Origin of the sequence: Streptomyces sp. NPDC058246 (assembly GCF_042881985.1) — a bacterium.
Lineage (GTDB): Bacteria > Actinomycetota > Actinomycetes > Streptomycetales > Streptomycetaceae > Streptomyces.
Map to the genome: position 1 here is coordinate 56,012 of NZ_JBHVWZ010000003.1, position 22,243 is coordinate 78,254.

General features: G+C 68.4%; 27 protein-coding genes and 1 tRNA gene. 3 read left to right on the plus strand and 25 right to left on the minus strand.

What is annotated here, in order from left to right:
• Positions 1-2: 2 nt before the first annotated feature.
• The 4 genes from ACFVXA_RS05220 to ACFVXA_RS05235 form a co-directional block, all read right to left on the minus strand.
• The gene (locus tag ACFVXA_RS05220) at positions 3-1,292 is read right to left on the minus strand and encodes a homoserine dehydrogenase (protein WP_362024431.1); all 1,290 of its coding nucleotides are present in this window, start codon (positions 1,290-1,292) and stop codon (positions 3-5) included.
• Positions 1,293-1,539: 247 nt separating this feature from the next.
• On the minus strand, positions 1,540-2,931 hold the full coding sequence (gene lysA, locus ACFVXA_RS05225; RefSeq protein WP_390023871.1) for a diaminopimelate decarboxylase: 1,392 nt from the start codon (positions 2,929-2,931) through the stop codon (positions 1,540-1,542).
• A gap of 23 nt (positions 2,932-2,954) precedes the next feature.
• Positions 2,955-4,121 carry an ArgS-related anticodon-binding protein NrtL gene (nrtL, locus tag ACFVXA_RS05230; protein WP_390023873.1) on the minus strand — a complete coding sequence of 389 codons (1,167 nt, stop codon included), beginning with the start codon at positions 4,119-4,121 and terminating at the stop codon, positions 2,955-2,957.
• Between the two features lie 212 nt (positions 4,122-4,333).
• The gene (locus tag ACFVXA_RS05235; RefSeq protein ID WP_390023875.1) at positions 4,334-4,945 is read right to left on the minus strand and encodes a response regulator; all 612 of its coding nucleotides are present in this window, start codon (positions 4,943-4,945) and stop codon (positions 4,334-4,336) included.
• 192 nt (positions 4,946-5,137) lie between these two features.
• Here ACFVXA_RS05235 and ACFVXA_RS05240 point away from each other — a divergent pair.
• Positions 5,138-5,209, plus strand: a tRNA-Arg gene (locus tag ACFVXA_RS05240).
• 238 nt (positions 5,210-5,447) lie between these two features.
• Here the strand turns inward: ACFVXA_RS05240 and ACFVXA_RS05245 are convergent.
• The 19 genes from ACFVXA_RS05245 to ACFVXA_RS05335 form a co-directional block, all read right to left on the minus strand.
• Complete coding sequence (locus ACFVXA_RS05245) at positions 5,448-5,891, minus strand: hypothetical protein (protein WP_383746442.1); 444 nt, start codon at positions 5,889-5,891, stop codon at positions 5,448-5,450.
• Positions 5,888-6,310, minus strand: a complete 423-nt coding sequence (locus ACFVXA_RS05250) for a hypothetical protein (protein WP_383746444.1) — start codon at positions 6,308-6,310, stop codon at positions 5,888-5,890. Before ACFVXA_RS05250 ends, ACFVXA_RS05245 begins: the two co-directional genes overlap by 4 nt.
• Before the next feature lie 337 nt (positions 6,311-6,647).
• Positions 6,648-8,090, minus strand: a complete 1,443-nt coding sequence (locus tag ACFVXA_RS05255) for a tyrosine-type recombinase/integrase (RefSeq protein ID WP_383746446.1) — start codon at positions 8,088-8,090, stop codon at positions 6,648-6,650.
• Positions 8,087-8,278: an AlpA family transcriptional regulator gene (locus tag ACFVXA_RS05260; RefSeq protein WP_101400676.1), complete on the minus strand. Its 192-nt coding sequence runs from the start codon at positions 8,276-8,278 to the stop codon at positions 8,087-8,089. Before ACFVXA_RS05260 ends, ACFVXA_RS05255 begins: the two co-directional genes overlap by 4 nt.
• 316 nt (positions 8,279-8,594) lie before the next feature.
• Positions 8,595-10,139, minus strand: coding sequence for a YfjI family protein (locus ACFVXA_RS05265; protein WP_383746448.1), 1,545 nt, complete (start codon positions 10,137-10,139; stop codon positions 8,595-8,597).
• A gap of 157 nt (positions 10,140-10,296) precedes the next feature.
• A complete protein-coding gene (locus ACFVXA_RS05270) occupies positions 10,297-11,175 on the minus strand; it encodes a bifunctional DNA primase/polymerase (RefSeq protein ID WP_383746450.1) in 879 nt (292 codons plus the stop codon).
• Positions 11,172-11,900 carry a DNA methylase gene (locus ACFVXA_RS05275; RefSeq protein ID WP_383746452.1) on the minus strand — a complete coding sequence of 243 codons (729 nt, stop codon included), beginning with the start codon at positions 11,898-11,900 and terminating at the stop codon, positions 11,172-11,174. Before ACFVXA_RS05275 ends, ACFVXA_RS05270 begins: the two co-directional genes overlap by 4 nt.
• A gap of 84 nt (positions 11,901-11,984) precedes the next feature.
• On the minus strand, positions 11,985-12,464 hold the full coding sequence (locus ACFVXA_RS05280; protein ID WP_383746454.1) for a hypothetical protein: 480 nt from the start codon (positions 12,462-12,464) through the stop codon (positions 11,985-11,987).
• A gap of 19 nt (positions 12,465-12,483) precedes the next feature.
• Positions 12,484-12,951 (minus strand): hypothetical protein, encoded by a 468-nt coding sequence (locus ACFVXA_RS05285; protein ID WP_383746456.1) that lies wholly within the window; start codon positions 12,949-12,951, stop codon positions 12,484-12,486.
• Between the two features lie 11 nt (positions 12,952-12,962).
• Positions 12,963-13,157: a hypothetical protein gene (locus ACFVXA_RS05290; RefSeq protein WP_383746458.1), complete on the minus strand. Its 195-nt coding sequence runs from the start codon at positions 13,155-13,157 to the stop codon at positions 12,963-12,965.
• The gene (locus tag ACFVXA_RS05295) at positions 13,157-13,345 is read right to left on the minus strand and encodes a hypothetical protein (protein WP_383746460.1); all 189 of its coding nucleotides are present in this window, start codon (positions 13,343-13,345) and stop codon (positions 13,157-13,159) included. The genes ACFVXA_RS05290 and ACFVXA_RS05295 overlap by 1 nt, the downstream gene beginning before the upstream one ends.
• 16 nt (positions 13,346-13,361) lie before the next feature.
• The gene (locus ACFVXA_RS05300) at positions 13,362-13,616 is read right to left on the minus strand and encodes a hypothetical protein (RefSeq protein ID WP_383746462.1); all 255 of its coding nucleotides are present in this window, start codon (positions 13,614-13,616) and stop codon (positions 13,362-13,364) included.
• 139 nt (positions 13,617-13,755) lie between these two features.
• Positions 13,756-15,981: a cell division protein FtsK gene (locus tag ACFVXA_RS05305; RefSeq protein ID WP_383746463.1), complete on the minus strand. Its 2,226-nt coding sequence runs from the start codon at positions 15,979-15,981 to the stop codon at positions 13,756-13,758.
• Between the two features lie 255 nt (positions 15,982-16,236).
• Positions 16,237-16,617 (minus strand): RRQRL motif-containing zinc-binding protein, encoded by a 381-nt coding sequence (locus ACFVXA_RS05310; RefSeq protein WP_383746465.1) that lies wholly within the window; start codon positions 16,615-16,617, stop codon positions 16,237-16,239.
• Positions 16,617-17,606 carry a DUF2637 domain-containing protein gene (locus ACFVXA_RS05315; RefSeq protein WP_383746467.1) on the minus strand — a complete coding sequence of 330 codons (990 nt, stop codon included), beginning with the start codon at positions 17,604-17,606 and terminating at the stop codon, positions 16,617-16,619. The genes ACFVXA_RS05310 and ACFVXA_RS05315 overlap by 1 nt, the downstream gene beginning before the upstream one ends.
• Entirely contained in the window at positions 17,603-18,256 is a 654-nt protein-coding gene (locus ACFVXA_RS05320; protein WP_383746469.1) for a GGDEF domain-containing protein, read from the minus strand. The genes ACFVXA_RS05315 and ACFVXA_RS05320 overlap by 4 nt, the downstream gene beginning before the upstream one ends.
• Positions 18,253-18,540 carry a hypothetical protein gene (locus tag ACFVXA_RS05325; RefSeq protein WP_383746471.1) on the minus strand — a complete coding sequence of 96 codons (288 nt, stop codon included), beginning with the start codon at positions 18,538-18,540 and terminating at the stop codon, positions 18,253-18,255. Before ACFVXA_RS05325 ends, ACFVXA_RS05320 begins: the two co-directional genes overlap by 4 nt.
• 112 nt (positions 18,541-18,652) lie before the next feature.
• Positions 18,653-19,102: a transcriptional regulator gene (locus ACFVXA_RS05330; protein WP_383746520.1), complete on the minus strand. Its 450-nt coding sequence runs from the start codon at positions 19,100-19,102 to the stop codon at positions 18,653-18,655.
• Between the two features lie 5 nt (positions 19,103-19,107).
• Complete coding sequence (locus tag ACFVXA_RS05335) at positions 19,108-19,338, minus strand: hypothetical protein (protein WP_383746473.1); 231 nt, start codon at positions 19,336-19,338, stop codon at positions 19,108-19,110.
• A gap of 588 nt (positions 19,339-19,926) precedes the next feature.
• Between ACFVXA_RS05335 and ACFVXA_RS05340 the strand changes: the two genes are divergently transcribed.
• Together ACFVXA_RS05340 and ACFVXA_RS05345 are read left to right on the plus strand one after the other, a co-directional pair.
• Positions 19,927-20,694 (plus strand): helix-turn-helix domain-containing protein, encoded by a 768-nt coding sequence (locus ACFVXA_RS05340; RefSeq protein WP_383746475.1) that lies wholly within the window; start codon positions 19,927-19,929, stop codon positions 20,692-20,694.
• The gene (locus tag ACFVXA_RS05345; protein ID WP_383746477.1) at positions 20,694-21,167 is read left to right on the plus strand and encodes an NUDIX domain-containing protein; all 474 of its coding nucleotides are present in this window, start codon (positions 20,694-20,696) and stop codon (positions 21,165-21,167) included. Before ACFVXA_RS05340 ends, ACFVXA_RS05345 begins: the two co-directional genes overlap by 1 nt.
• Here the strand turns inward: ACFVXA_RS05345 and ACFVXA_RS05350 are convergent.
• Both ACFVXA_RS05350 and ACFVXA_RS05355 read right to left on the minus strand, forming a co-directional pair.
• Positions 21,155-21,724 (minus strand): HD domain-containing protein, encoded by a 570-nt coding sequence (locus ACFVXA_RS05350; RefSeq protein ID WP_383746479.1) that lies wholly within the window; start codon positions 21,722-21,724, stop codon positions 21,155-21,157. The genes ACFVXA_RS05345 and ACFVXA_RS05350 overlap by 13 nt on opposite strands.
• Positions 21,725-21,735: 11 nt before the next feature.
• A complete protein-coding gene (locus ACFVXA_RS05355) occupies positions 21,736-22,182 on the minus strand; it encodes a GntR family transcriptional regulator (protein ID WP_383746481.1) in 447 nt (148 codons plus the stop codon).
• Positions 22,183-22,243: the final 61 nt, after the last annotated feature.

A 22,243-nucleotide genomic window follows, 5' to 3' on the forward strand; every position in this document is an offset into this window, starting at 1 on the left:
GGTTACTCTCCTTCAACCCGCATGATGCTGGCGACACCCCGCACGGTGTCGAGGCTGCGCAGCGCCTCGACGGTCCCGTTCAGGGACGCGTCGGACGCTCGGTGGGTGACGACGACGAGGGAGGCCTCGCCGTCCTTGCCCTGCTGGCGAACCGTATCGATGGACACGCCGTGCTCGGCGAAGACCGTGGCCACCTGGGCGAGAACGCCCGGTTTGTCGGCCACGTCGAGGCTGATGTGGTAGCGCGTGACGACCTCGCCCATGGACGAGACGGGCAGCTGGGTGTACGCGGAGTCGCCCGGCCCGGTCGCACCGCTGAGCTTGTTGCGGCAGACGGCGACCAGGTCTCCGAGGACGGCGGAGGCGGTGGGCGCACCACCGGCGCCCGGCCCGTAGAACATGAGCTGCCCGGCGGCATCCGACTCCACGAACACGGCGTTGTACGCGCCGCGCACGGAGGCGAGGGGGTGGCTCAGCGGAATCATGGCGGGATGCACGCGCGCCGTCACGGACCCCCCGTCGGCGGCCCGCTCGCAGATGGCGAGCAGCTTGATGGTGCAGCCCATCTCCTTCGCCGAGGCGAAGTCGGCGGAGGTGACCTCGGTCATGCCCTCGCGATAGACGTCGTCGAGGCGCACGCGCGTGTGGAAGGAGATTCCGGCGAGGATCGCGGCCTTGGCGGCGGCGTCGAAGCCCTCGACGTCGGCGGTCGGGTCGGCCTCGGCGTAGCCCAGGGCGGTGGCCTCGTCGAGGGCCTCCTGGTAGCCGGCCCCCGTGGAGTCCATCTTGTCGAGGATGAAGTTCGTCGTTCCGTTGACGATGCCCATCACGCGGTTGATCTTGTCGCCGGCGAGCGACTCGCGCAGCGGCCGGATCAACGGGATGGCACCGGCGACGGCGGCCTCGTAATAGAGGTCCCTGTTGTTCTCTTCCGCTGCCGCGTGCAGAGCGGCGCCGTCCTGGGCGAGGAGTGCCTTGTTGGCGGAGACGACGGAGGCGCCGTGCTCGAAGGCGGTGGTGATGAGCGTACGGGCGGGTTCGATGCCGCCGATGACCTCGACGACGACATCGAGGTCCCCGCGTTTGACGAGCGCGGTGGCGTCGGTCGTGACGAGGGCGGGGTCGATGCCTTCGCGCACCTTGGAGGGCCGCCGGACCGCGACCCCCGCCAGCTCCACCGGGGCTCCGATGCGCGCGGCGAGGTCGTCGGCGTGCGTCGTCATGATGCGCGCCACCTCTGAGCCGACAACCCCACAGCCCAGCAGCGCCACCTTCAGCGGACGCGTACGCATCATCCGACCTCGTTTCCTCATACCGTCTTCGGTTGCACCAGTCTCACTCACCGGACGGGAGTTTCTATCCTTTGTCCGGATCGTGAGACGTTTATTTCATTTTCGCCGGGGTGGAAGACAGGAGATCTTCCACCCCTTTCTTTGAGGCGCTTAAGGCGCTGAGGCGCTGAGGGCCGTCCTGGCCTAAGGCGCTGAGGCGCTTAGAGCCTTCTTGGCCTTCTTGGCTTGGCCTTCTTGGCCTCTCGGGTTACCCGACGTCCAGGCGGAGCAGGTCCTCCTCGGTCTCACGGCGGACGATCACCCGGGCCTCGCCGCCGTTGACGGCGACGACCGGCGGGCGGAGGGCGTGGTTGTAGTTGCTGGCCATGGACCGGCAGTACGCGCCGGTGGCGGGGACGGCGATGAGGTCGCCGGGGGCCAGGTCGGAGGGGAGGAAGGCGTCCTTCACGACGATGTCGCCGCTCTCGCAGTGCTTGCCGACCACCCGGACGAGCATGGGCTCGGCGTCGCTGCTCCGCGACACGAGAGCGACGCTGTACTCGGCGTCGTACAGCGCGGTACGGATGTTGTCGGACATGCCCCCGTCGACGGAGACGTACGTCCGCAGCCCGTCGAGCGGCTTGATGGTCCCCACCTCGTAGAGCGTGAAGGCGGTCGGTCCGACGATGGCGCGCCCGGGCTCGACGGAAATCCGAGGCGTCCGCAGCTTGGCGGCCTCGCACTCCCGCGTGACGATCTCGCTCAGCGCCTTGGCGATCTCGTGCGGCTCGCGCGGATCGTCGTCACTCGTGTACGCGATGCCGAGGCCGCCGCCGAGGTCGATCTCGGGCAGCTCGACCCCGTGCTCGTCGCGCACGGCGGCGAGCAGGGCCACCACCCGCCGTGCGGCGACCTCGAATCCGGCCATGTCGAAGATCTGCGATCCGATGTGCGAGTGGATCCCCACGAGCTCGAGCCCGTCGAGGGCGAGCGCACGGCGCACCGCCTCCGCCGCCTGCCCGTCGGCCAGCGCGATTCCGAACTTCTGGTCCTCATGAGCGGTGGCGATGAACTCGTGCGTGTGAGCCTCGACGCCGACGGTGACGCGGATCTGCACGCGCTGCCGCTTGCCGAAGGACTGGGCGATGTGGGCGACGCGCACGATCTCCTGGAAGGAGTCGAGGACGATGCGCCCGACGCCGGCCTCGATGGCCGTACGAATCTCGGTCTCGGACTTGTTGTTGCCGTGGAAGGCGATGCGGTCGGCGGGCATGCCGGCGGAGAGGGCGGTGGCGAGCTCACCACCGGAGCACACATCGAGGTTGAGGCCCTCTTCGTGCAGCCAGCGCACGACGGCCCGCGACAGGAACGCCTTTCCTGCGTAGAAGACATCGGCGTCGTGCCCGAAGGCGGTGCGCCAGGCACGGGCGCGCTCGCGGAAGTCGGCCTCGTCGATGAAGTAGGCGGGAGTACCGAACTCCTCGGCAAGCCGCGTCACTTCCATCCCGCCCACGCTGACGACGCCGTGTTCGTCACGGGTGACGGTGTGCGCCCAGACCTTCGGGTCGAGGGCGTTGAGGTCGGCGGGCGGGGCGCTGTAGTGGCCCTCCGGGAGGACATCGGCGTGACGGGGCCCGGCGGGGTGTGCGGAACGGCTCATGTCTGTGTGGGCTTTCTGCTGTGTCAGAGATAGTCGGGTGCGCTGATGCCGAGCAGGGACAGGCCGCCGGCCAGCACCGTCCCGGCGGCTTCGGCGAGCGCGAGCCGGGCGCGGTGGGCGGCCGAGGGTTTCTCGTCGCCGCGCGGCAGCACGGTGTGCTGGAAGCCGAGCAGTGCGTCGGCGGTACCGACGAGGTGCCGGGCGAGCCGGTCGGGGGCGCGGTGGGTGGCGGCGAGGCGCAGGACGTGGGGGTACTCAGCGAGGGCGGCGAGGAGGTCGCCCTCGGGGTGTCCGTCGCTGGGACCGTGCAGGTTGCTGGGGTCGCGCATGTCGCTGGGGTCGCGTACGTCACTGGGACGGCGCGCGGCACTGGGACTGAGCGTGTCACTCGGACGGCGCACGGTACTGGGACCGAGCCTGTCACTCGGACGGCGCACGGTACTGGGACCGTGCAAGTCACTGGGGCCACGCAAGTCACTCGGACCGCGCACGTCACTGGGGTCGCTGTCCTGCCCGAGTGCGGCGGCGTTGCGGCTGAGGGCACGGGTGCGGGCGTGGGCGTACCGGACGCGGAAGAGAGGGTTGCTCTCGCGCTGGACGAGGTGGTCGGCGGTGATCCGGGGCCGGTCATGGGGGGCTGGGTGCAGCAGGGCCCAGCGGGCGGCGTCGGGGCCGAGCGGGGCGGGATCCTCCGGCGCCGGTACGGGCCGCAGGTTCACCGGCTCGGCGTGCCGCACCTCGGCGCGGCCGCCCTGGGTGGCGACGATCCGTACGAGCGCATCCGCGATGACCTCGGCACGGGCGTCGTACGGCACCCGCAGCTCGACGACCTGCCCGGCGAGGGTGTCACTGTGCCCGTACCGCGGACCTCGCGTGAGGACGTCTCGTACGAGGGCGGCGGACGCCCCGCCTCCGAGGCGGATGTTCAGGAACCCGGGCCCGGTGATCGCGACGTCGGCGACACCGACGGCGCCGCTGAGGTGCGGCCGCAGGATCTCGGCGACCTCCCTCGGGGGCAGCCCGGCCGGTCGCGCGAGCTGGAGCGCGATGTTCGTGGCGTAGTCCCCACACCCACCCGGCCCCGGCAACGTAACCACGGCCCGTGCGGGCACGGCCACACTCAGCTCTCCCCCGTCGACAGCACGACGCACCGCGCTCAGCACGGTACGGGAGAGCTCGACGGGGGTCACGGGACAAGCCTAGGGGAGGAGGGGGGTGGGCAGGCGAGTCGGTTTGGGGCGGGGTCCGGGATGTGGGACGGGGGTGGGGGGACCGGGCTGGTCCTGCTCACCGACGGCCGCGGTCGTCGCTTCAGTGACCGTCAGTGCCGGCCGATTGCCGTACCCGTCGCCTCAGTGACCGCCAGAATCGGCAGTACCGGCCGACTGCTGTACCCCTCGCTTCAGTGACCGGCGCGCCCGGCGCGCTCAGCTTCTTCGGCCCCGGCCGCGGCCCCGGCGGTGGGGCCGAAGCCACCCTCGGTCCCGAAGCCACCCTCGGTCCCGAAGCCACCCTCGGTCCCGAAGGCAGCATCCTCGAGCGACGGCGAGCCGCCGTCGCCACCCTCCCCAGCGCTCCCGCGGCCCCGCCGCTCCATCAACTGCCGCACGAGCCGCACAAGTTCCGCTGGCTCGAAGGGTTTGGCAAGAAAGGCGTCGACACCCACGTCGAGCCCGCTCTCGACCTCGTACTGCGTGCACGCGCTCACGATGGCGAGCGGAAGATTGCGGGTACGCGGATCGGCACGGAGGCGAGCGGCGGTCCGCAGCCCGTCGAGCCGGGGCATCACCACATCGAGAGTGACCACATCGGGCCGCACCTGATGCACGATGTCCAGGCATTCGGCACCGTCGGCCGCGGTCACGACCTCGAGACCCTCCAGTTCGAGGTTGACCCTGATCAGCTGCCGGATGACCTTGTTGTCGTCCACAACAAGCACCCGACCGGACGCGCCTGGCACAACTCGAGAGTAGGTCCGGACCGGCCACCGCGTCCGGGTTTTCCCGACTTCCACCCTGCGCGGGGGTGACGCCCAGGGACCGCCCGGGCCCCCTCTTCCCCCCTGCCACGCCACGGCCCGCTCCCCGAAAAACCCCCACCACCCCGCCCCTCGAAACCCCTCCCCTCCCCTGCCAAAACCCGTGGCAATCACCCCCGAAAGAGCTGGTAGGGTTCTACCCGTCGCCGCACACACCGCGGCCGACACGCCCCCGTAGCTCAGGGGATAGAGCAACGGCCTCCGGAGCCGTGTGCGCAGGTTCGAATCCTGCCGGGGGCACTCGCCGATAACCAGCACAGATCATGCGCTGACCAGGGCGGATGCCGACATGAAAGAGCGGGACCCAGTCTCATTGGGTCCCGCTCTTTGTCGTTGTATCGCGCTGATCGCGATAGACCTGCGCTAGAGTCCACGCCTACGCAGCGCTACCGGACGTCGCACGCCGGAGGGCACTCGAATCGGTCGATCACGCATGACAAGAAGAGTCGAGCCCTCCTTGTGACTGGTGCGGACCCGCCTAGCCGCCGCGCGGATCTCGGTCTGGGTCATCGATGACGTCGTATGAGCGGCTGTATTCCAGATCATCGACCCCAAGCTGGTTCGCCGCGGCGATGGTGCGTTCCATGCATCGTTCAAGCTCAGCATCAACGTGGTAGATGTCTAGCTTGCGCGAGGAAATACACCTGCGGGTGAACCGCCTGCCCTGGTAGGCGCCCGCCCAAAATTCGGCCAGGTCAATTGAGCCATCATCCTTTAGCAGCACTGCGAGCGAGACATGACGGTGAGGCTCACCATCCTTACCGACGCGATGCCAAGTCCATTGGGTGGAACCGTGATTCTCGGCCGCTGCACTCGTGAGGCCATAGTCATGCTTCTTCAGCAGATCAACCGGAAGGGCGTTGCCTACGGTCTGAATTGTCTCCGCCATCTCACGATCTTCGGGGAGCAGGTCCTCGGTCACGATATCTCCAAGTCGTAGCCCGGGTTTGCGATGGCGTCGAACGGAAATCCAAGCGGAAGCACGTACTCAATCCCAAAGCCGCCCGCTATGGACCTTGGCCCCAATATCGGCCTACTGATCTTTTTCGGGTCGAGAATCAGCACATGCCGCCTCTCCAGCCAAGGCCACTTCAGCGCCAACCACCGGGATGCCTCTTCCGGCGTGTAAGGGGTCAAAGTGACAAACTGCTTCCGCTTGGTGCCGCTACCAAACGTACCCTTCTGATCGTCGCGTATATATCGCAACAGGCACCTCTGGCCGAACTCCTCGACGACATCCGGGATTTCTCTAAGCTTGTCGTCAGGAACTAGCTCGGATTCAATTTTTCCCGCCAGCATCTTGGCGTCCAGGATCGTGGCCGTTCGACTGCACGTCTGCATGGCCCCTCCTCGCGGTCAGGGCCTTCAGTGTGTCGCAGTATGCACACACGAGCCACCGGAGGGTAGGGCATGGATCACACGATCCCGCTGGGCCCCACTTTCAAGAGTTGCCAAGCATCCGTCAGAAAGCTGCAGGAGCACCCGCATTGCCTCAAATGAATCTCGCTACGGAACCTGGGGAAGTGATCCGCCGACCATGATCACATTCGAGAGTTGACCACCCTATTGGCCGAGCCGATCACCGAACCAAACAAAACCCTGCTCCGTCGCTGGCAGGCCCCGGCAGGGGCGCTCCCAGCGAGGGAGCGTTTGCATGCACCAATGAAGCCCAGTGCCCTCAGTCGGGCCAGTCAAGCTCTCTCTCAATCTTCGAGTTCATAAGTTCTTCCTGGCCGTAGATGCACCCCTCGTAGACTCGGTGGATCACCTCGGGCGAGTTCCCAACCCTGCGAGCAACCTCGGCCACGGGCACGCCGGCGTTCAGCCACGTCGTGATGCAGGTGTGTCGCAGGTCGTACGGCCGCCCCCCGAGGATGGACGCCTGAAGGTCCGGCGGGAGCGCGTACTCCCGAGCGTCCCGCCACACGCGCCAATAGGTACTGCTGCCCACAAGACCGCCCCGCTCGTTCGTGAAGAGCCGCCCGTCCTTGGCCGTGCCGAACTCCTTCAGGTGGGCGCGGAGCATGGCCACGAGCGGCGGGGGGATCGGGACCGGTCGGTCTTCCTTGGCCTCCCTCGACTTCAGGCCGCGCTTGTCGTGACGCTCTCCGCTGTCTGTCCACTGCTTGCCCGACACGGGGTGTGTGTCGTGAAGCGTCAGAACACCCCACCCCTTCTCCGGGAGGAAGCAATCAGCCTTCCTGAGGCCCACAGCCTCACTCGGGCGGAGCCCCGCGAAGTACATGACCGCATAGAAGCCCACCAGGCGCCGACCTTTCTTGCGGTCCCATGTCCCAACGTACGAGACCGAGGCGAGGAGTTGACCAGCCTGCGTCTTATTCACAAGAACGCGAGGGTCCACGCGGTCTGATGAAGAACTCTTCACCTTCTTGATAGCGGTGAGCGGGTTCTCCGTCAGAAGCTTGCGCTCGATGGCGTATTCAACTGCAGTGTTGAGCGCGCGCCGACGGCGACGGGAGGTTTCCCCCGCCGCTGGGGTGCCGTCCAGTTTGAAGGAGATCCGATACTGAACATCGCGAAGAATCTTCGGGTCTTCCAGCGAGGAGACGAGAAGCGATTTCTTGGATATCCACCCGTAGGCGTCTTCAAGTTCCTCCGGCCGGTCAAGTTCGGCGTTCTTGGGAATGACCGACCACCGGAAGGCGAGACGCAGCTCTTCCGGTGACGGCATTTTCTGTTCCTGCTCCACCAGCGCCAGCGTCACCGCGGCGAGCCCGTCGGCGATGCCCTCGCGGGTCTTGGCCGCGGCGGTCGGCCAGCGCATAGCCATGTACTCGCGACAGAACGCGAACCAGGGCAGTTCCTCACGGGCTTGCTCCGCACTGGCCTTGGCCCGTACCTCGGATTCAGGCAGACCGTCCGTGATGCGGAACGCCTCGCCACGGCGCATTGCCTGCCACAGATCAGATCTACGGCTATCTGCGAGAGCCATCGTGGCGAAGGTGGCGCTACAGACCTTTCCTCCGACTTTCCAACGGAGTTGGTAGGGACGGGTCTTGCTCTGCGCCTTGGACACCTTCCACAGGCGGACATCGAGCGAAAACCCGTCCGTAGCCGAGCGGTTGTTCTGCTCGGCCCCACTGTCGGTGTCCTTCGTCACGCGCTCTCCTCCAGCGTCTGGAGCCACCGACTCAGTTCGGACCGCCGGATTCGCACCGCGCCGTTCGGGAGCTTGATGGACTTCGGGCCCTTCTTGTACTGCCGCCAGCGGTAGAACGTTGCTCGCGGTACGCCTATCTCTTCGATCACTTCGGGGATGGTGAGCATCTCGTCGCGGGGCTTGGCCACGACTCCTCCTTGGGCGAGAGGGCAAGGGAAGGTGGTGGGACCAGCCGAGAGCCGCCACAGAAACCACGGAATACACAGAAACCCTGGATTGCGGGTCTGACCTGCGGCGATGCCGCATGGTGCGGGCTGCCACAGAAATCGCGGAAAGCTCCACAGAAATAGGCGGCCGGACCGGTGCGGCCGGTGCCCGGGCTATTTCTGTGGCTTCTCGGTTCGTTTCTGTGGCAGCGCACCACGGGCCTCTGACAGGGCCGTCTGTGCTGGTCAGGGGCTTGTCGGGGGTATTTCTGTGATTCTGTGGTTTCTGTGGCGGGGGTCAGGCGGTCTGGTCGGTCAGGCGGGGGTGGACCAGGTAGCGGGGGGAGGGCGGCCGGCCGCGTCCTCCGGTGCGATGGACGGCTTGGGCGCGCACGTAACCGTGGTCTTCCAACAGGGCCAACACCGGGTCCAAGTCGTTGGCGGTGCGGAACTCGGAGCGGGAGAGCTTGACCATCAGGTCGCGCTTGCTGACCTCTCGCCACCCGTGGGTGCGCAGAGCTTCCAGCACGGTGCGGGCCCGCTCGGCGATGCGGTCGGCGCCCATGGAGTCGAACGCGGCGAGGCTGTGGCTGATGAAGTACTCGGCCAGCGCGATCGCGTCGCGCATGGTCGCTTCCGCCACGGGCACGGTGTGCCCTTTGGTGAGGTGTTCGGCGAGGTGGAGCAGGGCGGCCATGCGGGCGGTGGCGCCGACCAGCTTTCCGCCCCAGTCGCCGATCTGGCCCATGATGCCGCCGCGGGCTTCCAGCATCGGTTCCACCCGCGCCTGAAAGGCGGTGAGGGTGGCGACCGCTTCGGGGGTGAGCTGGATGAGGGCGGGGTCGGTCCACTCGGCGAGGAACAGCGTCAGGTCCAGGACGTGGCGCCGGTAGGTCTCCATCACCTGGTCGGGAATGGGGTTCGGCTCGATTTTGCGGCGGCCGACCAGCGACTCAGGGACCGAGTAGAGGAACCTGCCGAGCAGGCCGCGGCCCTTGAACCCGTCTTGACGTCCGATGTCGTCCAAGACCTGCGGCTGCACGCACAACCCCATGGTGAGGGCGGGGTGTTCGATGTATTCCTCGCGGGTCTGCCGGTCGACCTTGAGGCGGTCTCCGGCGTGGCCTTTGAGGAAGACGCCCATGTTGGGCTTGCCGCTGTAGCGTCCGGCGATGATGTCGAAGATGTCGCCCTCAGCGGACATGACGGCGATCCGGCCGCCCTGCTCCGCCATCCGTGAGGTGACGGTTTCGGCGGTGGTGTCGTCGGCGAGCAACTGAGGTTTGGCAGGCACGCTGACGCTGTCCGCGGTCTGCGCCAAGGCGATCGCCGTGGAGACCAGTTCATCCCGCTCGTCCGCGCTCGCGGATGCCGCCTTGGCGGTGGCCTTGTCGGCAGCCTCCTTGGCAAGCCGGGCGGTCATCTCGGCTTCCACGATGGCCGGTTGGGTCAGCGTGCGCAGTTGCTGTTCGGCCTCGTACAGCGGGTCGGTGAGCAGGCCAAACACGGCGGACTTCCGGTTGGCGGGGGGCAGCGAGACGACGACGTAGAGGTTGGTGGGCTCGCGCCAGTGCCCGCGCACCTGCACCACTGCCCTGCCGCCGGCCGCGGTGGCGAGCACGGACAGGGCGATGCATCCGGCGAGGTCGACGGGGGTCTGTGTCTCCTCGGCGACCGCGGCCACGAACTCCCGCAGCCACCCCGGAAGGGAGGCGGTGGGGAAGGGGTCGAGCTTGCGGGGTCCGGCGAGGGGAACGGGGTCCTCCCACACGGGTGCGGGCGGCTCGTCGAGGGTGGGCAGTCCGGCCCACAGGTCGGTGCTGTCCACAGGCTGTGTGGTCATGAGACTGCCCTCCCTTCGGTGGGAACGCCGGTCTGCGGGTCAGTACCAAGTGCAGTGCGGACGCCTTCGGCGACGTACCTTCGGCCGCCTACGATGGCCCGTGGCGCGGTCTGCGTGGCGTTCTGAGGCTGTTTCAGGGGATTGAAGGGCTTATAGGTCATTCGGCACCCCTCTCGGCCGCGCTGAGGCCGTTGATGACCGCGCGGCGGGCATAGCTCTCGGGGACTCCGACCGAGATGGCGGCGGCCACGATCTCTTCCCCGATCACGTCCAATCCGCACGGACCGGGGCACGCGGTGTGCTGTGCGGCGAGGAACCGGGCCGCGCCGAACGCCTGTGACCCCGCGCCGGATTCGACGCGGGAGCGCACGAGGGTGAGGCCCCGTTCCAGGCCGATGCGGACGTAGCCCTCGGTGTGACGACACCCGGTGGCAACCGTCCGGTCCCACGCGGCGCGCTCGGGGAGAGAAGAGACCACCTCCCCGCGGGCGGGGGTGGTCTCTTCCCTCACCACCAGGGCGCGGACGGCCGCCGGCAGGTTCGCCATGCGGCCGGTGCCGGGACCGAGCCAACGGGCGTAGGACATGAGCGACTTGATGTCCACGCCCGGACGGACCGCGTTGTGCGAGCCCATCACCCCGAGGTAGATCCAGTGCTCCCCGCGCGTCGTCGGCACGGTCCGCGTTGCGGGCAGCGCTATGCGCGCCCAAGCAATGGCCGCCGCGTTGTCGAGGTCCACCACAGTCAGCCCGACCCCTCCGGGGTGGTAGCCGACGGCAGCAGCCTGCCGCCACGCAGGGGCCCACGTGCGGGAGGCGATGACGCGGGTGTCGGTGGTGGCAGCGGCCCATGCGTGACACACGTCGGGGCACTGGCAGGGGCCTGCGCGCTTCATATTCGGCCGCCCCCCGCAGGCGTTCTTGGCGCACGCACGGCAGTTGCCGAACGGCACCTTGCCGTCCCGCAGGGGCAACACCGGTACGGCGGCCGTGGCCAGTTGCAGCGCGGCTTGCAGGTGGGTGTTCGTGGTGCTCATGCCGCGGTCCCCCACATCTCCGTGGTGGCGAGGTAGGCGCGGCCGATGAACTCGGTGTAAGCGGGCGGGATGGCCTCGGTCAGCTCCTCGCGCACGTCGGTCCACGTGATGCCCATCGCGGCCTGAAGCTCCGGGACGGACGGCTTGCCCCCACCGCTGCCGTACGCGGCGACGTACGGGCCGTGGAAGTACTCGCCGTGCCGCCACCCGCGCACCCGCCCCCGGTGCGGGACGTGCGCTGGCTGCTCGGTGGTCCAGCCGCCCAACTCGAAGTTGCGGTGACGGATGACCCCGAGCGCGAACATCTCGCCGCACAGGGTGAGATCCTTGCGGATCTCGGCACGGCCGTTGGGCTGTTCGATCACGTACGGCAGGCCGGTCTTGTCGAGTAGGTCGCGAGTGGGCGCCACCAGGTCGACGTGGGTGCGGCCCCATCCCTGGGAAGCGTTGGTGCCCACAGTCAGGGCGCATCCGTGCTGGCACGGCGGGGACGCGTGGACGAACACGTACTGCTCGATCTCGCCGGAGGAGATCAGGGCGGCGAGGTAGTCGAGGGCGTCGCCCTGGTGGCACGGGAAGGGGTAGTTCGGCCGGTGGGCGATGTCGCAGCCGTCCACGGCGAACCCGGCACGGGTGTAGCCCGTGGCGGCACCGCCAGCGCAGGAGAAGAGGTCCAGCAGGCGCGGCCGGAGACGGTCTCGCCTGATGGGGGTGGGTTGGGTCATGCTGGGGGTCTCCTGTTTCTGTCGAAGGGACGGAGAACCGGGGCGGTCGCGGTCTTTGGCGAGAGGCGACCGCCCCAGCCACAGCTACTGCTCGGCGGCGAGCGAGTGCGTGTACTGCTGGCGGACGTAGGTGCGCGGTTCGTAGAACGGGCCCGGCTGGTCCATGTCCAGCAGGAACACGGCCGCCGCGTCGGCGGCCGCGCTGGCATCGCCGTACGGGACGTCGGGCTCGTCCAAAAGCGCGATGCGGTCCAGCAAGGCTGCCTTGCGCAGGTAGAAGTCACGCCCCAGCTCGGTGAAGCACTCGGTGGCGGCGAGGGTGCGCGCCACCCAGCCAATCTCGCTGTTGATGCTGGGTGCGTTGGCGTACGCCTGCTCGGCGGTGGGCCAGGACTCGGCCGGCTCGGCGTCGGTGGGCTTGTACTCGGCGCGGGCGTAGAGGCGGTTCCGCTTGCGGTCGCGGGTGGGGTAGACGCTCACGGTGCCGACCGTGAAGGTGCGGTCCAGTGCGGCGACGATCGGTTCGGTTTCGGCGGGGTCGCAGATGACACGGATCTCGAACACGGTTCTCCCATCGGGGCGTTCAGCCGTTGAAGTGGTTGCGCTTGAAGACGGCCTTGCGGATGTGGAAGGTGTTGCCGCCGCTGTGGCCGCTCGCGCTGAAGACCTGCACGGCGATCCAGCCGCCGAAGATGACGGCGGCGAGGATGATGAGCTGGTGGATGAGCGCGGCGAGGGCGGCGATGAAGGTGGTGAGCAGGACCAGGCCGCCGCACACGGCGCCGAACCCGACGCCTCCGAGGGCGATGTTCACGGCCGTGCGCGAGACGGCCGGCTTGGTCGCGACCGGTTCGGGCTTGGCGGGCTCGATGGCGTAGCCGGTGACGACGCGTCCGTCCGGCAGGACGACGCTCGTCACGGCCGGGATGCTGCTGGGCTGCACGACCGCGAGCGGCGCCGTGCGGGCGGCGGGGGTGATCGGGGTGGGGACGTGGACTTCCACGGCCGCCGGCGCGTGCCCGTTGCGGCCGTAGGTGCTGGGTTCGTTCACGGGCTGTCTCCCTAGTTCCCGAGGGCGGACAGGGCGTCGGCGGACGCCTGCACGAGGTTGTGGATGGGCTCGTACGCGCCGGTCCCGGCGGCGAAGAACCCGAAGAGGAACAGCACGATGGCCGCGCCTCCCCCGGCGGACTTGGTCTTGACGGCGAGGGCGGACGCGGCGCCGAACAGCAGCACGGCGGAGATGCTCAGAACCATCAGGAGTCCTCCGGACGGGCGAGGTTGGCGAACAGGGCGCGCATGTCGGCAAGTGCGCGGTGCAGGTCGGTGAGGCTGACCGGATCGGTTCGGAACCGGTCCCGGACGTCAGCGAAGGGAAGGAAGTCGCTCGTCTCGTCGCGGCAGACGATGACGGGCGGCCGGCGGTGCTCGGGGCTGTGGGGCATGGGTGCTCTCCCGGGGTCAGTCGGCGGTGCCGGAGTGGTAGATGCGGGCCCAGCGGTTGTAGAGCCAGCGGCCGACGCGGATGCGCTTGCCGGTGGCCTTGCAGCGGCGGCAGTCCTTGCCGCGCTTCTGGCGGCCCTTGCGGTCGGTCTTCATCTGGAAGCCCCAGCCGTTGCACTTGCGGCAGTTGCCGAACGGCGAGGCAGCACACACAGCGACGTAACACAGCGTTACGCCAAGCACGAGTGTGATAGCGAGCAGGGCAGGGGTCATGACGGGCCCTCCGGGGCGGCTTTCAGGGTTTCCGCAGGTGGGCCGCTATGCGCTAGCGACCTGATCAGGGCTGGTTTGGGGCGCTAAGCGAGCTGCTAACGCTAGCGGGGTGTGCCGCTAGCGCTAGCGGCCCAAGAGGTCAGCCCGCGTCCCGCTTTCCGTCACGCTCCGCAATCGCTGCGGTGATGTGGGAGCGGTCGACACCGCGCCGGTTGACGACCTTTCCGTCCACCCGGCGGCCCACCTGGATCGTGGACAGACCCCGCGGCTTCAGCGCGGCGGCGAGGGTCTCGGGCTCCCATCCGTCGTAGACCTCGGGGCGCAGTTCGGCGAGCCGTGCAACGACGGTCTCAGACCACACCTTGGTCTCCTTGACGGGGATGACGGCGAGGATGTCGGCGAGCAGGTCGTACGCGCTCGCCACGGTCTCCGGCTCTTCCCCGAGCGCGTGCCCGGAGAGCAGTCCGGCCTTCTCGCGCGCCGTGCGGGCGCGGGCGGCGATGCTGTCGGCGCCGGGGCCGTCCACGTAGACCGAGCCGACGATCCGGGCGTCGGAGCCTTCACCGATGAAGTAGTGAATGCCCTTGTCACCCCAGCTGAACATGGTCGCGCGGACGCCCCGCTTGTAGGCGGACGTGCCGAGGACCATGTCGTTCTCCAGCTGGCCCATGACCTTCAGGCACCAGCGCGCCGACGCGTTCGCGGAAATCCCGGTCGGGAGTGCCTTGGCGTCGGGGCGCTGGGTGGCGAGCAGGAGCACGATGCCGGTGGCCGGACCGCGCTTGACCAGGTCGGTTGCGATCTCCTCGAACTCGTCCTTGTGCTTGGGGTGCTCGAAGAGCACCTGGCACTCGTCCACCCCGATCACGATGGGATGCAGACCCAGGGAGCGCTTGTCGGCGAGTTCGCTGGTCACCTTCGACTCCGGGCAGATGTCCCGCGGAAGCGAGCGGATCATCTTGGTACGCCGGCGCAGTTCCTCGCGCAGCGCCCGGAAGTCGTTGAGCGCGTACTCGATGGCGTCGTCATCGTCGCCCGCAGCGTGCCGGTGCGAGACGGCGTTGCCGACCGGGTCCAGGTCGCCGGTGCCCTTCATGTCGTAGGTGTGCAGTTCCGCCCGCGGGTCCAGCGCAGCGATGAGCAGCAGGAGGCGGAGCAGGAAGGTTTTGCCCATGCGCGGGATGGCGCCGATGATGCCCGCGATGTACATCAGGGTGACCTCGACCCAGCGTCCGCGCTGGTCGGTGCCGTAGGCGACGGGCTTGAACAGGTTGACGCTGCCGCTGGTCAGCAGCGGCCACTTGGGCTTGCGGGAGGTCGACATGTCCTGATCGCCGACCCACAGCACCAGGTGCCCGGTGTGCTCGCTCGGCACTGCCTCGGGCCATACGCAGCCCAGCGGCCGGCGCAGACCGGAGGCGAGCCGGTCGCGCCGCTCGATGACGTCCGTGACCGTGACGCCGTAGGGGAGGTTGCCCTCCGCACGCCAGCCCGGACCGTCGCGGGTGATCGGGGCGGTGAATTCGAAGCCGTCGCGGCCCTTGCCCTGTGCCTGGTTGATGGCGGGGATGCCGAGCGAGCCGAGCGCGCGCAGCACGATGTCACTGGTGAGCTTGACGGCCTTGGGGAGCTCCACCGCGCGGTGAATGACCGGGGCGTCCGCCTTGCGGCCTGCGGACCCGAGCGCCATGACGACCGCGCCGACCGACAGGGCCTGAAGCCAGTCGGGGGCCAGGACATAGATGGCGAGCGCGGAGCCGAGCCCGATGAACATCGCGAGCACGGCAACCAGCGTCCGCAGTCGGACCCGTCCGTCGCGCTGTCGCGACAGCTTCAGGTACTCGGCAGCATCCTCGCGCCGCACCGCCGCCAAGCGGACCGGCTCGCCCTCGCGATCCGCCACCCACCGCATGGTGGCGCCCACGAACTTCGCAGCACCGGACGGCGCCTGAAGCGTGAGCCGTGCGGCGTAGACCGGGGAGCGAAGCGCGTGATAGCCGGCCGAGTGGGCGTAGTGGCGGGCCACCCATCCGGTTGCGGTCTTCAGTTCCGCCACGGACTTCAGCCACAGCGGAACGACCGGACGGCGCTGCGCGGCGAGCAGCCGACCGAGGTAGCCCGGACCGGCCGCCTTGGCGGTCGGAAGGTCGACCAACCGGCGGGCGGTCGGGTCGCCCGACTCGTCATCCGACCGACCGTTGTTGGTGTCGGCCGACGGGTCGGAGTCGGGTCGGGCGGTCGGGTCGGCCGACTCGCCGCGGGCCGACCGTGCCTTGTCGAGGTCGACTACCTCGCCGCCGGAGTCGGCGGCCATGTCGGCTTCGAGGCGGTGGAAGAGTTCATTCTCATCGTCGGGGTGCTTCACTGAAGGTTCCTTCCAATGGGAGGCAGGGCGGGGTCCGGCCGACGCTGTAGGAGGTGGGCGGACGGACCCCGCACGGCAGTGCTACGGGGGGTGGCATGGGGAAATCTGAGGTCACGACGCGGCAGTGCGAGTGGTGCGGCAAGCCGGTACAGCAGCCAGAAAGCCGCTGGCGAAGGCGGCGTTTTTGCAGCAAGGAACACCGCCGCAGGAACCGCATCATGGAGGCTGTCTGGGAGTTCCTGGACATCTGGTAGGTCAAGCGGCGCGCTGTTCCTCGGGGTAGGCGCAGGGCACGCACATGCCGAGCGAGGTGGGGATGGCGTATCCCGCATCCGTGCGGCAGACCGGGCAGGTACGGCGGGCGCGCATCGCCTTGGCGAGCGCGGCCCGCTTGCCGGGCGTCATCGGCCGCACGGGCTTGGCGCGGTCGACGCGGTAGAGATAGGCGACCAGCGGACCGCGCCGGTAGCGCGGGCGCAGCACCTGAGCCGCGATCGGCTGACCGCCCGGGCGTAAGCCGCGGGCGCGCAGTTGGCGGCGCGTGGCGAGCCCGTCGGGGGCGTAGCGCCACGGGTAGGTGGGGATGCCGTACTGGCTGCCGGTCGGGTCGTAGCACTTGCCGAATGCCGCGGGCATCAGGCGGCCTCAGCCTCGGACTCCTCGCCCTCCGCGTCGTCGACGGACTGCAGCGGGCGGCCCTCGGCGCGCTCGGACTTCAACGCGTCGCGCAGCGTGCGGGCGTTGGTTGCCGAGCAGTGCACTTCGGTGCGGATGCGGTCCGCAGTCAACTCGACGTCCGACCACTGTCCGGTGACCGTGCGCGCCTCGGTCAGCAGCTCCTCGAAGGTGCGCTGTGCCTTGACCTTTCCCTTGGCAGGGGTCCGGCGGCGCGGACGCGGCTTGGCGTCGGCCGGGGGCGCCGGCGTGTCCACCGGGGGCGGGGCGAGGGTGGTCTCTTCGGTGGCGGGGGCAAGGTCGCCCATGCGCAGCATCACGCGTTCGCGGCGCGGGGTCTTGGACCGCCACTTGCGGCCGTACTGCTCACGCAGATCCGCGCGAGCCAACTGCCGCTCCTTCTCCCGCGCCAGTGCCTCGCTGTAGGAGGTGACTTCCCACAGCGTCATGCGGCGCCACAGCGCGAAGGTGGAGGGGAAGGCGAGCAGCCAGCGGGAGAACCGGATCTTCTCCATACGGCGGCCGGTGGCTGCGCCGATGCGCACGGCGTAGATGTGCGCGCCGATCTCGGAAAAGACCACCCACAGCAGCGGCATGGTGCCGTGAGCGACCTTGGCCGACAGGGAGTGTCCGGCCGCGATGTTCAACCCGCACGTGATCAGCGTGAGCGCCCAGGGCACGAACCGCACCCACGCGAGCGCCATATCCATGCGGATCAGCAGCAGGTTGGCGACGGTGAACACCGGGATGGCCACGTCGATACCGACCGGCAGCATCCACGGCGAGGCAAAGCCCCAACTCGCCGCGGCAGCAGAGACCGCGTCGAAGGAGGAGATCAGTCCCAGCGCACCGACCGCGGCGGCGGCGAGCGCGCCGATTCCGGCGAGTCCCAGTTCCGGGCGGGTCAGCGGCGGCACTCCGGACGCGGGTGGCTCGGGGGTGGTGGTCATGCTGCTGCCTCCATCCGGCTGGACGTGCCGGGGCGACCGGCGCGGCGATTGTTGACGGTCCCTGCCTGGGGGGTGAGGTCCAGAGCGGTCAGCCAGTCGGCGCCGGAGTTCTTGGCCGCGTACATCTGCTCATCGGCCAACCGCAGCAGCGTGGACAAGTCCACGTCGTCGGCGCGGGGGTCGTAGGCGACCGCGCCAACGGAGGCGCCCACCGTGAGGGGGTGGCCGTCGACGGTGACCGGCTGCTCGATGGCGCGGGTCAACTCGCCCAACGTCCACGACAGATCAGCGCGACTGAAGACGCGAGCCACCGCGGCGAACTCGTCACCCCCCAGGCGCACCACGGTGCCCCCGTTGATGTCGGCCCATTCCGCGAGCCGCCGACCGGTGGCCGCAATGACCGCGTCGCCGGCAGCGTGCCCGTAGGTGTCGTTGATCTCCTTGAACCTGTCGAGGTCAACGACGTAGACCGCGCTGGGACCGCCCGCCAACACCTTCATGGCGCGCTCCGCGAACGCGTCGCGGGTGAACAGACCGGTCAGCGGGTCACGTCGGGCGGTCTCGATACGGCGGCGCAGGCGCAGCGCGTGCAGTGACCATCCGGCCGCCATCGGCACGCCAGCCGCAGCGGCAAACAGCAGCTCACTCATGCCGCAGCCCCCTTGCGCGCCGCACGCTGGCGGGCGGGGCGGACCAAGGGAACGACGTCGAACAGGTCCGGGTTCTCCTCGATGACCTGCGCCGCGATGCGGACCAGGTCGTCGGGAAAGTTCGGGTTGTCGGCGAGGATGTCGCGCGCCGCGTCCTCGCGGGCGGTGCGCTCTTCGTCCGTCTCTCCCTCGACCCCGAGCCACAGCTCAACCGGGGTACCGAGCGCGAGTTCCGCGAAGTCAGCGGCAGAGATGGCCTGTTGGTGGCCGATGTACGTGCGCATGGCAGTTCTCCTGACATCGAAGGGATGCCGGGGCGGTCGCGGTCTTTGGCGAGAGGCGACCACCCCGGAAAGACAAGCCCCGCACCGCAGATGCGGTCGTGGGCGGTACGGGTCAGACGGTGGCGATGATGAGCGCGGCGACCAGGAGCCACAGGTGGTGGAAGGACTGGTCAAGTGCGTAGGCGCCGGTACCGATGTGCGGGTTGTCGTTGTGGCCGGCGCGCGGGGTGCCGAGCCGGTAGAACTCGCCTTTGCCGGTGACCTTGGCCAGCCATGCGAGCGTGCTGCGCCGGTCGGCCCACCAGTGCGTGACCGCGTCGATGCCGAGTCCGGCGACCGTGCCGAGCAGCGACAGGCGCAGGTTCAGCAGCCAGGCGACCGGCAGCAAGACAGCGACCTTGGTGGCGGTCAGGGTGGCGACGTGCCGGGCGTCAGCAAGACGGCCGACCCAGCCGGGGCGGCCTTTGTGCGCAGACTGGTGAGAGGTCTGCACCCAGTGGTCGCCCACGCTGTGAGCGACGTACAGGGCAACGAACCCGGCGGCGAACGTGGCAGCGTCCACGGCGGTCACCGGCTCTCGTCGCGGGACTGGACGAGCTGAATGGCCAGCCGGGCGAAGTGGGCAACGGCGTCGAAGTCGGCGAACGTCACGCCGTAGGTCTCGGCCGTCTGAAGCATGCCGTGCAGGATCGAAGCGGCATCGGCCGTCTGAGCGGCCGTCGGCCGGTGACCGGGGGCGAACTCCATGGCGGCCGACCCGATGCGGTGGGCGATGTTGTCGAGGTCGCTTTGATTCACGGTTCTTCTCCTGGTGTCGAGGGACATGAAGTCGAAGCGGTCGCGGTCCTTGGCGAGAGGCGACCGCCTCGCGGAGCGTGGCGGCGGAGTCAGAGACGATCCCGGCTCCCCTCAGCGCTGCTCGTACGAGACGAGCAGCGGAGGCAACCGGCCGCCGCGCCAGAGCGCGGCGGCGAGGTGAGGTGGTGCGTTGTCTCCTTCATCGCGACCGCGCTCCCGTGTCAGGTAGAGCTGTCCGGCCTCGAAGTAGGCCTATGGAGACGTGACCTTGCGGTCTAAGCCCTCCGGTTAATGCCAAGGCGCCGGGTCGCCTCCCCCCGTCCGATGCGGGGCTCCTGGTCGTGCGCCCGTTCCGGTCGCTGACGCGACCAGAACGAGAGGAACATGTATCACGTGTTCCTCATCTTGCAGAGGGAGGTTCGCCCCGTCAAGCCCTTCGGCTGATGGAGGTCTGCGAGACCCTCGCGCTCGATGTACCTACAGACTGGCGTCGGCGGCGACGACGTTCGACTTCGCGGTTGCGCGGCTCAAGTCGTTCTTAGCTACCGTGAAGTCGAACCAAGTCGTCCCAGGAAGTCGGAGGTTGGCATGGCGAACGAGCGACTGCGCGGCGCGATAGTGGACTTGGGCCTGACGCTCGATGAGGTCGCCGAACGACTCGGGGTCGCGGCCAAGACGGTTGAGCGATGGATCAACGAACCTGAGCGCAAGCCATACCGCCGCTTCCAGTTCGCAACAGCATCGCTGTTGAGGTGCGAGGTGTCGTACCTGTGGCCCGACGAGCGCACGTCAGCTGAGGTCGCGGCCGCTGGCAACGCGGAGTTGGTCAGGCTCTATCCGCACCGGTCCGTCGTGATGCAAAACCTCTGGACGAACCTCTACTCCAAGGCGACCCGTCAGTTTGACCTGTTGGTGTACTCCGGGTTCTGGCTCACGGAAGACGCGTCGTTCCACCGCATCGTGAAAGAGAAGTCAGCCGACGGAGTGCCCATCCGCTTCATCCTGGGAGAGCCCTCGTCGCCGGCCGTGGCGGTGCGCGGCGAGGACGAAGGGATCGGCGGGGCGATGGCAGGCAAGATCCGGAACGCCCTCATCAACTACGGCCCGCTCTTCGGTCTCCCCGGGGTGGAGTTCCGCTTGCACAGTACGACCCTCTACAACTCCATCTACCGGGCCGACGACGAGATGCTGGCCAACGGGCACCTCTACGGCGTCGGCGCCTACATGGCCCCCGTGCTGCACCTGCAACGCGTGCCCGGCGGTGAACTCTTCGACGCCTACGCTGAGAGTGTTGAGAAGGTCTGGGAATCGGCGCGCCCGATCTCTTCACCTGCCGATTGGGAAGGCACTGCCTGATGAGCCGCATCGACTACTTCCGCGACCCGAACGCCCCTCACGCCAACTCGGTGGTGCCCTCGGTCACTGCGGTCGTCCGAGACGACGCGGGGCGGTTGCTGCTTATCCACAAGACGGACAACGATCTGTGGGCATTGCCCGGCGGTGGCCACGACATCGGCGAGCGCATCGGCGACACGGCCGTCCGTGAGGTCGCGGAAGAGACCGGCATCGACGTTGAAGTAGACAGCATCGTGGGGCTCTACACCGACCCTGACCACGTGCTGGCGTACGACGACGGAGAGGTCCGGCAACAGTTCTCCATCTGCTTCCGGGCCCACCCCATCGGCGGTTCCCTGCGTACGAGCAGCGAGTCAAAAGAGGTCCGCTGGGTTGAACCAGCGGACCTTGACGGGCTGGACATTCACCCGTCGATGATGCTGCGCATCCGCCACGGTCTCGACGACTCGCGGCGAGAGCCCTACATCGGCTGATCGTCGGCAGAGACCTCCTCCAAGCGGCCCTCAACACGCTTCGCCGCTGCATGGATCTCGGGGGCCGCGCGCTGAATGAACCGCCCGACGATCGTGTCCGGACCGTACCGCTGCACGATCTCGTCCAGCCTCTCAGCCGACGTGGTCTGCGTCCCGTCGGGTGTCGTCGTCATGTCGCAGTACAGCAGCGCGTCGACCAGGTCCGGCCGCTCAAGCTCGAACTCCCCCTCAAGCTCCTGCCTCAGTCCGCGCTCCTCGGCTTCCAGCAGGGCGCAAGAGTGGTGAGCCACGAGACGAACGACCCGCTCGTCTGCCTTTTCCTGGTCTCGGAGGAACCGCGCACCGTCCAGCGGGTGAAAGCCGGTGGTCGCGATCGCCGGCGAGTACCCGATGTCATGCAGCACCGCGGCAGCTTCCAGCAACTCGGCATCGTCGCCCATGATCGGGCCCAAGGAGCGAGCCCGCTTGGCAACCCCCAACGAGTGCGCCCACCGACGCGGGAGCGGATCGGACAGCAACGATTCAGAGAGCGAGTACGCCCGCTCAGTCATTCCCATGGCGGCCAAGACTACGGCCGGACGGTGGGCGTCGGGAGAGCGCGCACGGTTCGCCCCTTGCCATGAACTGTGGCGAGCAGGCCGTTTCCCTCCATCTGGGCAAGGACACGACGCACAGCGGTACGAGAGGCCCCGAACCTCTCGCAGAGCTTCGCTTCGGACGGGTATGTATCGCCCACTGAGAGCGAGTCTTCCGTGATCACATCAGTCATCCGTTCCGCGAGAGATCGACGGTCGCCCCCACGAGCGACGCGCCACCCGATCCCAGGAGCAGACTCAACAACACCGTCGGCTTCAAGAACCTTGAGGGCGCGGCGGATCGTGTTGCGGGAGACCCCATGCGAGCGCATCAGGTCGGCCTCTGACGGCAGGGTGTCGGTGCCCTCCCCCTCTTGGACCTCGTTCCGCAGCGCCTCCGCAATGACCAAGTAGGTTCCGCGCGGACTGGCCTCCGACACTTCAGCTCCTCTCGCGTCGCTCCGTCGCTCGATGCCAAGGGTCCCACGACTGCGTTGCTAG

Excerpts from the sequence above, each read along its gene's own strand:
- ACFVXA_RS05220 (WP_362024431.1), bottom strand. The coding sequence starts at position 1,292 with ATGCGTACGCGTCCGCTGAAGGTGGCGCTGCTGGGCTGTGGGGTTGTC.
- lysA (WP_390023871.1), bottom strand. The coding sequence starts at position 2,931 with ATGAGCCGTTCCGCACACCCCGCCGGGCCCCGTCACGCCGATGTCCTC.
- ACFVXA_RS05250 (WP_383746444.1), bottom strand. The coding sequence starts at position 6,310 with ATGCAGACGTGCAGTCGAACGGCCACGATCCTGGACGCCAAGATGCTG.
- ACFVXA_RS05265 (WP_383746448.1), bottom strand. The coding sequence starts at position 10,139 with ATGACCACACAGCCTGTGGACAGCACCGACCTGTGGGCCGGACTGCCC.
- ACFVXA_RS05270 (WP_383746450.1), bottom strand. The coding sequence starts at position 11,175 with ATGAGCACCACGAACACCCACCTGCAAGCCGCGCTGCAACTGGCCACG.
- ACFVXA_RS05275 (WP_383746452.1), bottom strand. The coding sequence starts at position 11,900 with ATGACCCAACCCACCCCCATCAGGCGAGACCGTCTCCGGCCGCGCCTG.
- ACFVXA_RS05290 (WP_383746458.1), bottom strand. The coding sequence starts at position 13,157 with ATGGTTCTGAGCATCTCCGCCGTGCTGCTGTTCGGCGCCGCGTCCGCC.
- ACFVXA_RS05295 (WP_383746460.1), bottom strand. The coding sequence starts at position 13,345 with ATGCCCCACAGCCCCGAGCACCGCCGGCCGCCCGTCATCGTCTGCCGC.
- ACFVXA_RS05300 (WP_383746462.1), bottom strand. The coding sequence starts at position 13,616 with ATGACCCCTGCCCTGCTCGCTATCACACTCGTGCTTGGCGTAACGCTG.
- ACFVXA_RS05310 (WP_383746465.1), bottom strand. The coding sequence starts at position 16,617 with ATGCCCGCGGCATTCGGCAAGTGCTACGACCCGACCGGCAGCCAGTAC.
- ACFVXA_RS05315 (WP_383746467.1), bottom strand. The coding sequence starts at position 17,606 with ATGACCACCACCCCCGAGCCACCCGCGTCCGGAGTGCCGCCGCTGACC.
- ACFVXA_RS05320 (WP_383746469.1), bottom strand. The coding sequence starts at position 18,256 with ATGAGTGAGCTGCTGTTTGCCGCTGCGGCTGGCGTGCCGATGGCGGCC.
- ACFVXA_RS05325 (WP_383746471.1), bottom strand. The coding sequence starts at position 18,540 with ATGCGCACGTACATCGGCCACCAACAGGCCATCTCTGCCGCTGACTTC.
- ACFVXA_RS05340 (WP_383746475.1), top strand. The coding sequence starts at position 19,927 with ATGGCGAACGAGCGACTGCGCGGCGCGATAGTGGACTTGGGCCTGACG.
- ACFVXA_RS05345 (WP_383746477.1), top strand. The coding sequence starts at position 20,694 with ATGAGCCGCATCGACTACTTCCGCGACCCGAACGCCCCTCACGCCAAC.
- ACFVXA_RS05350 (WP_383746479.1), bottom strand. The coding sequence starts at position 21,724 with ATGGGAATGACTGAGCGGGCGTACTCGCTCTCTGAATCGTTGCTGTCC.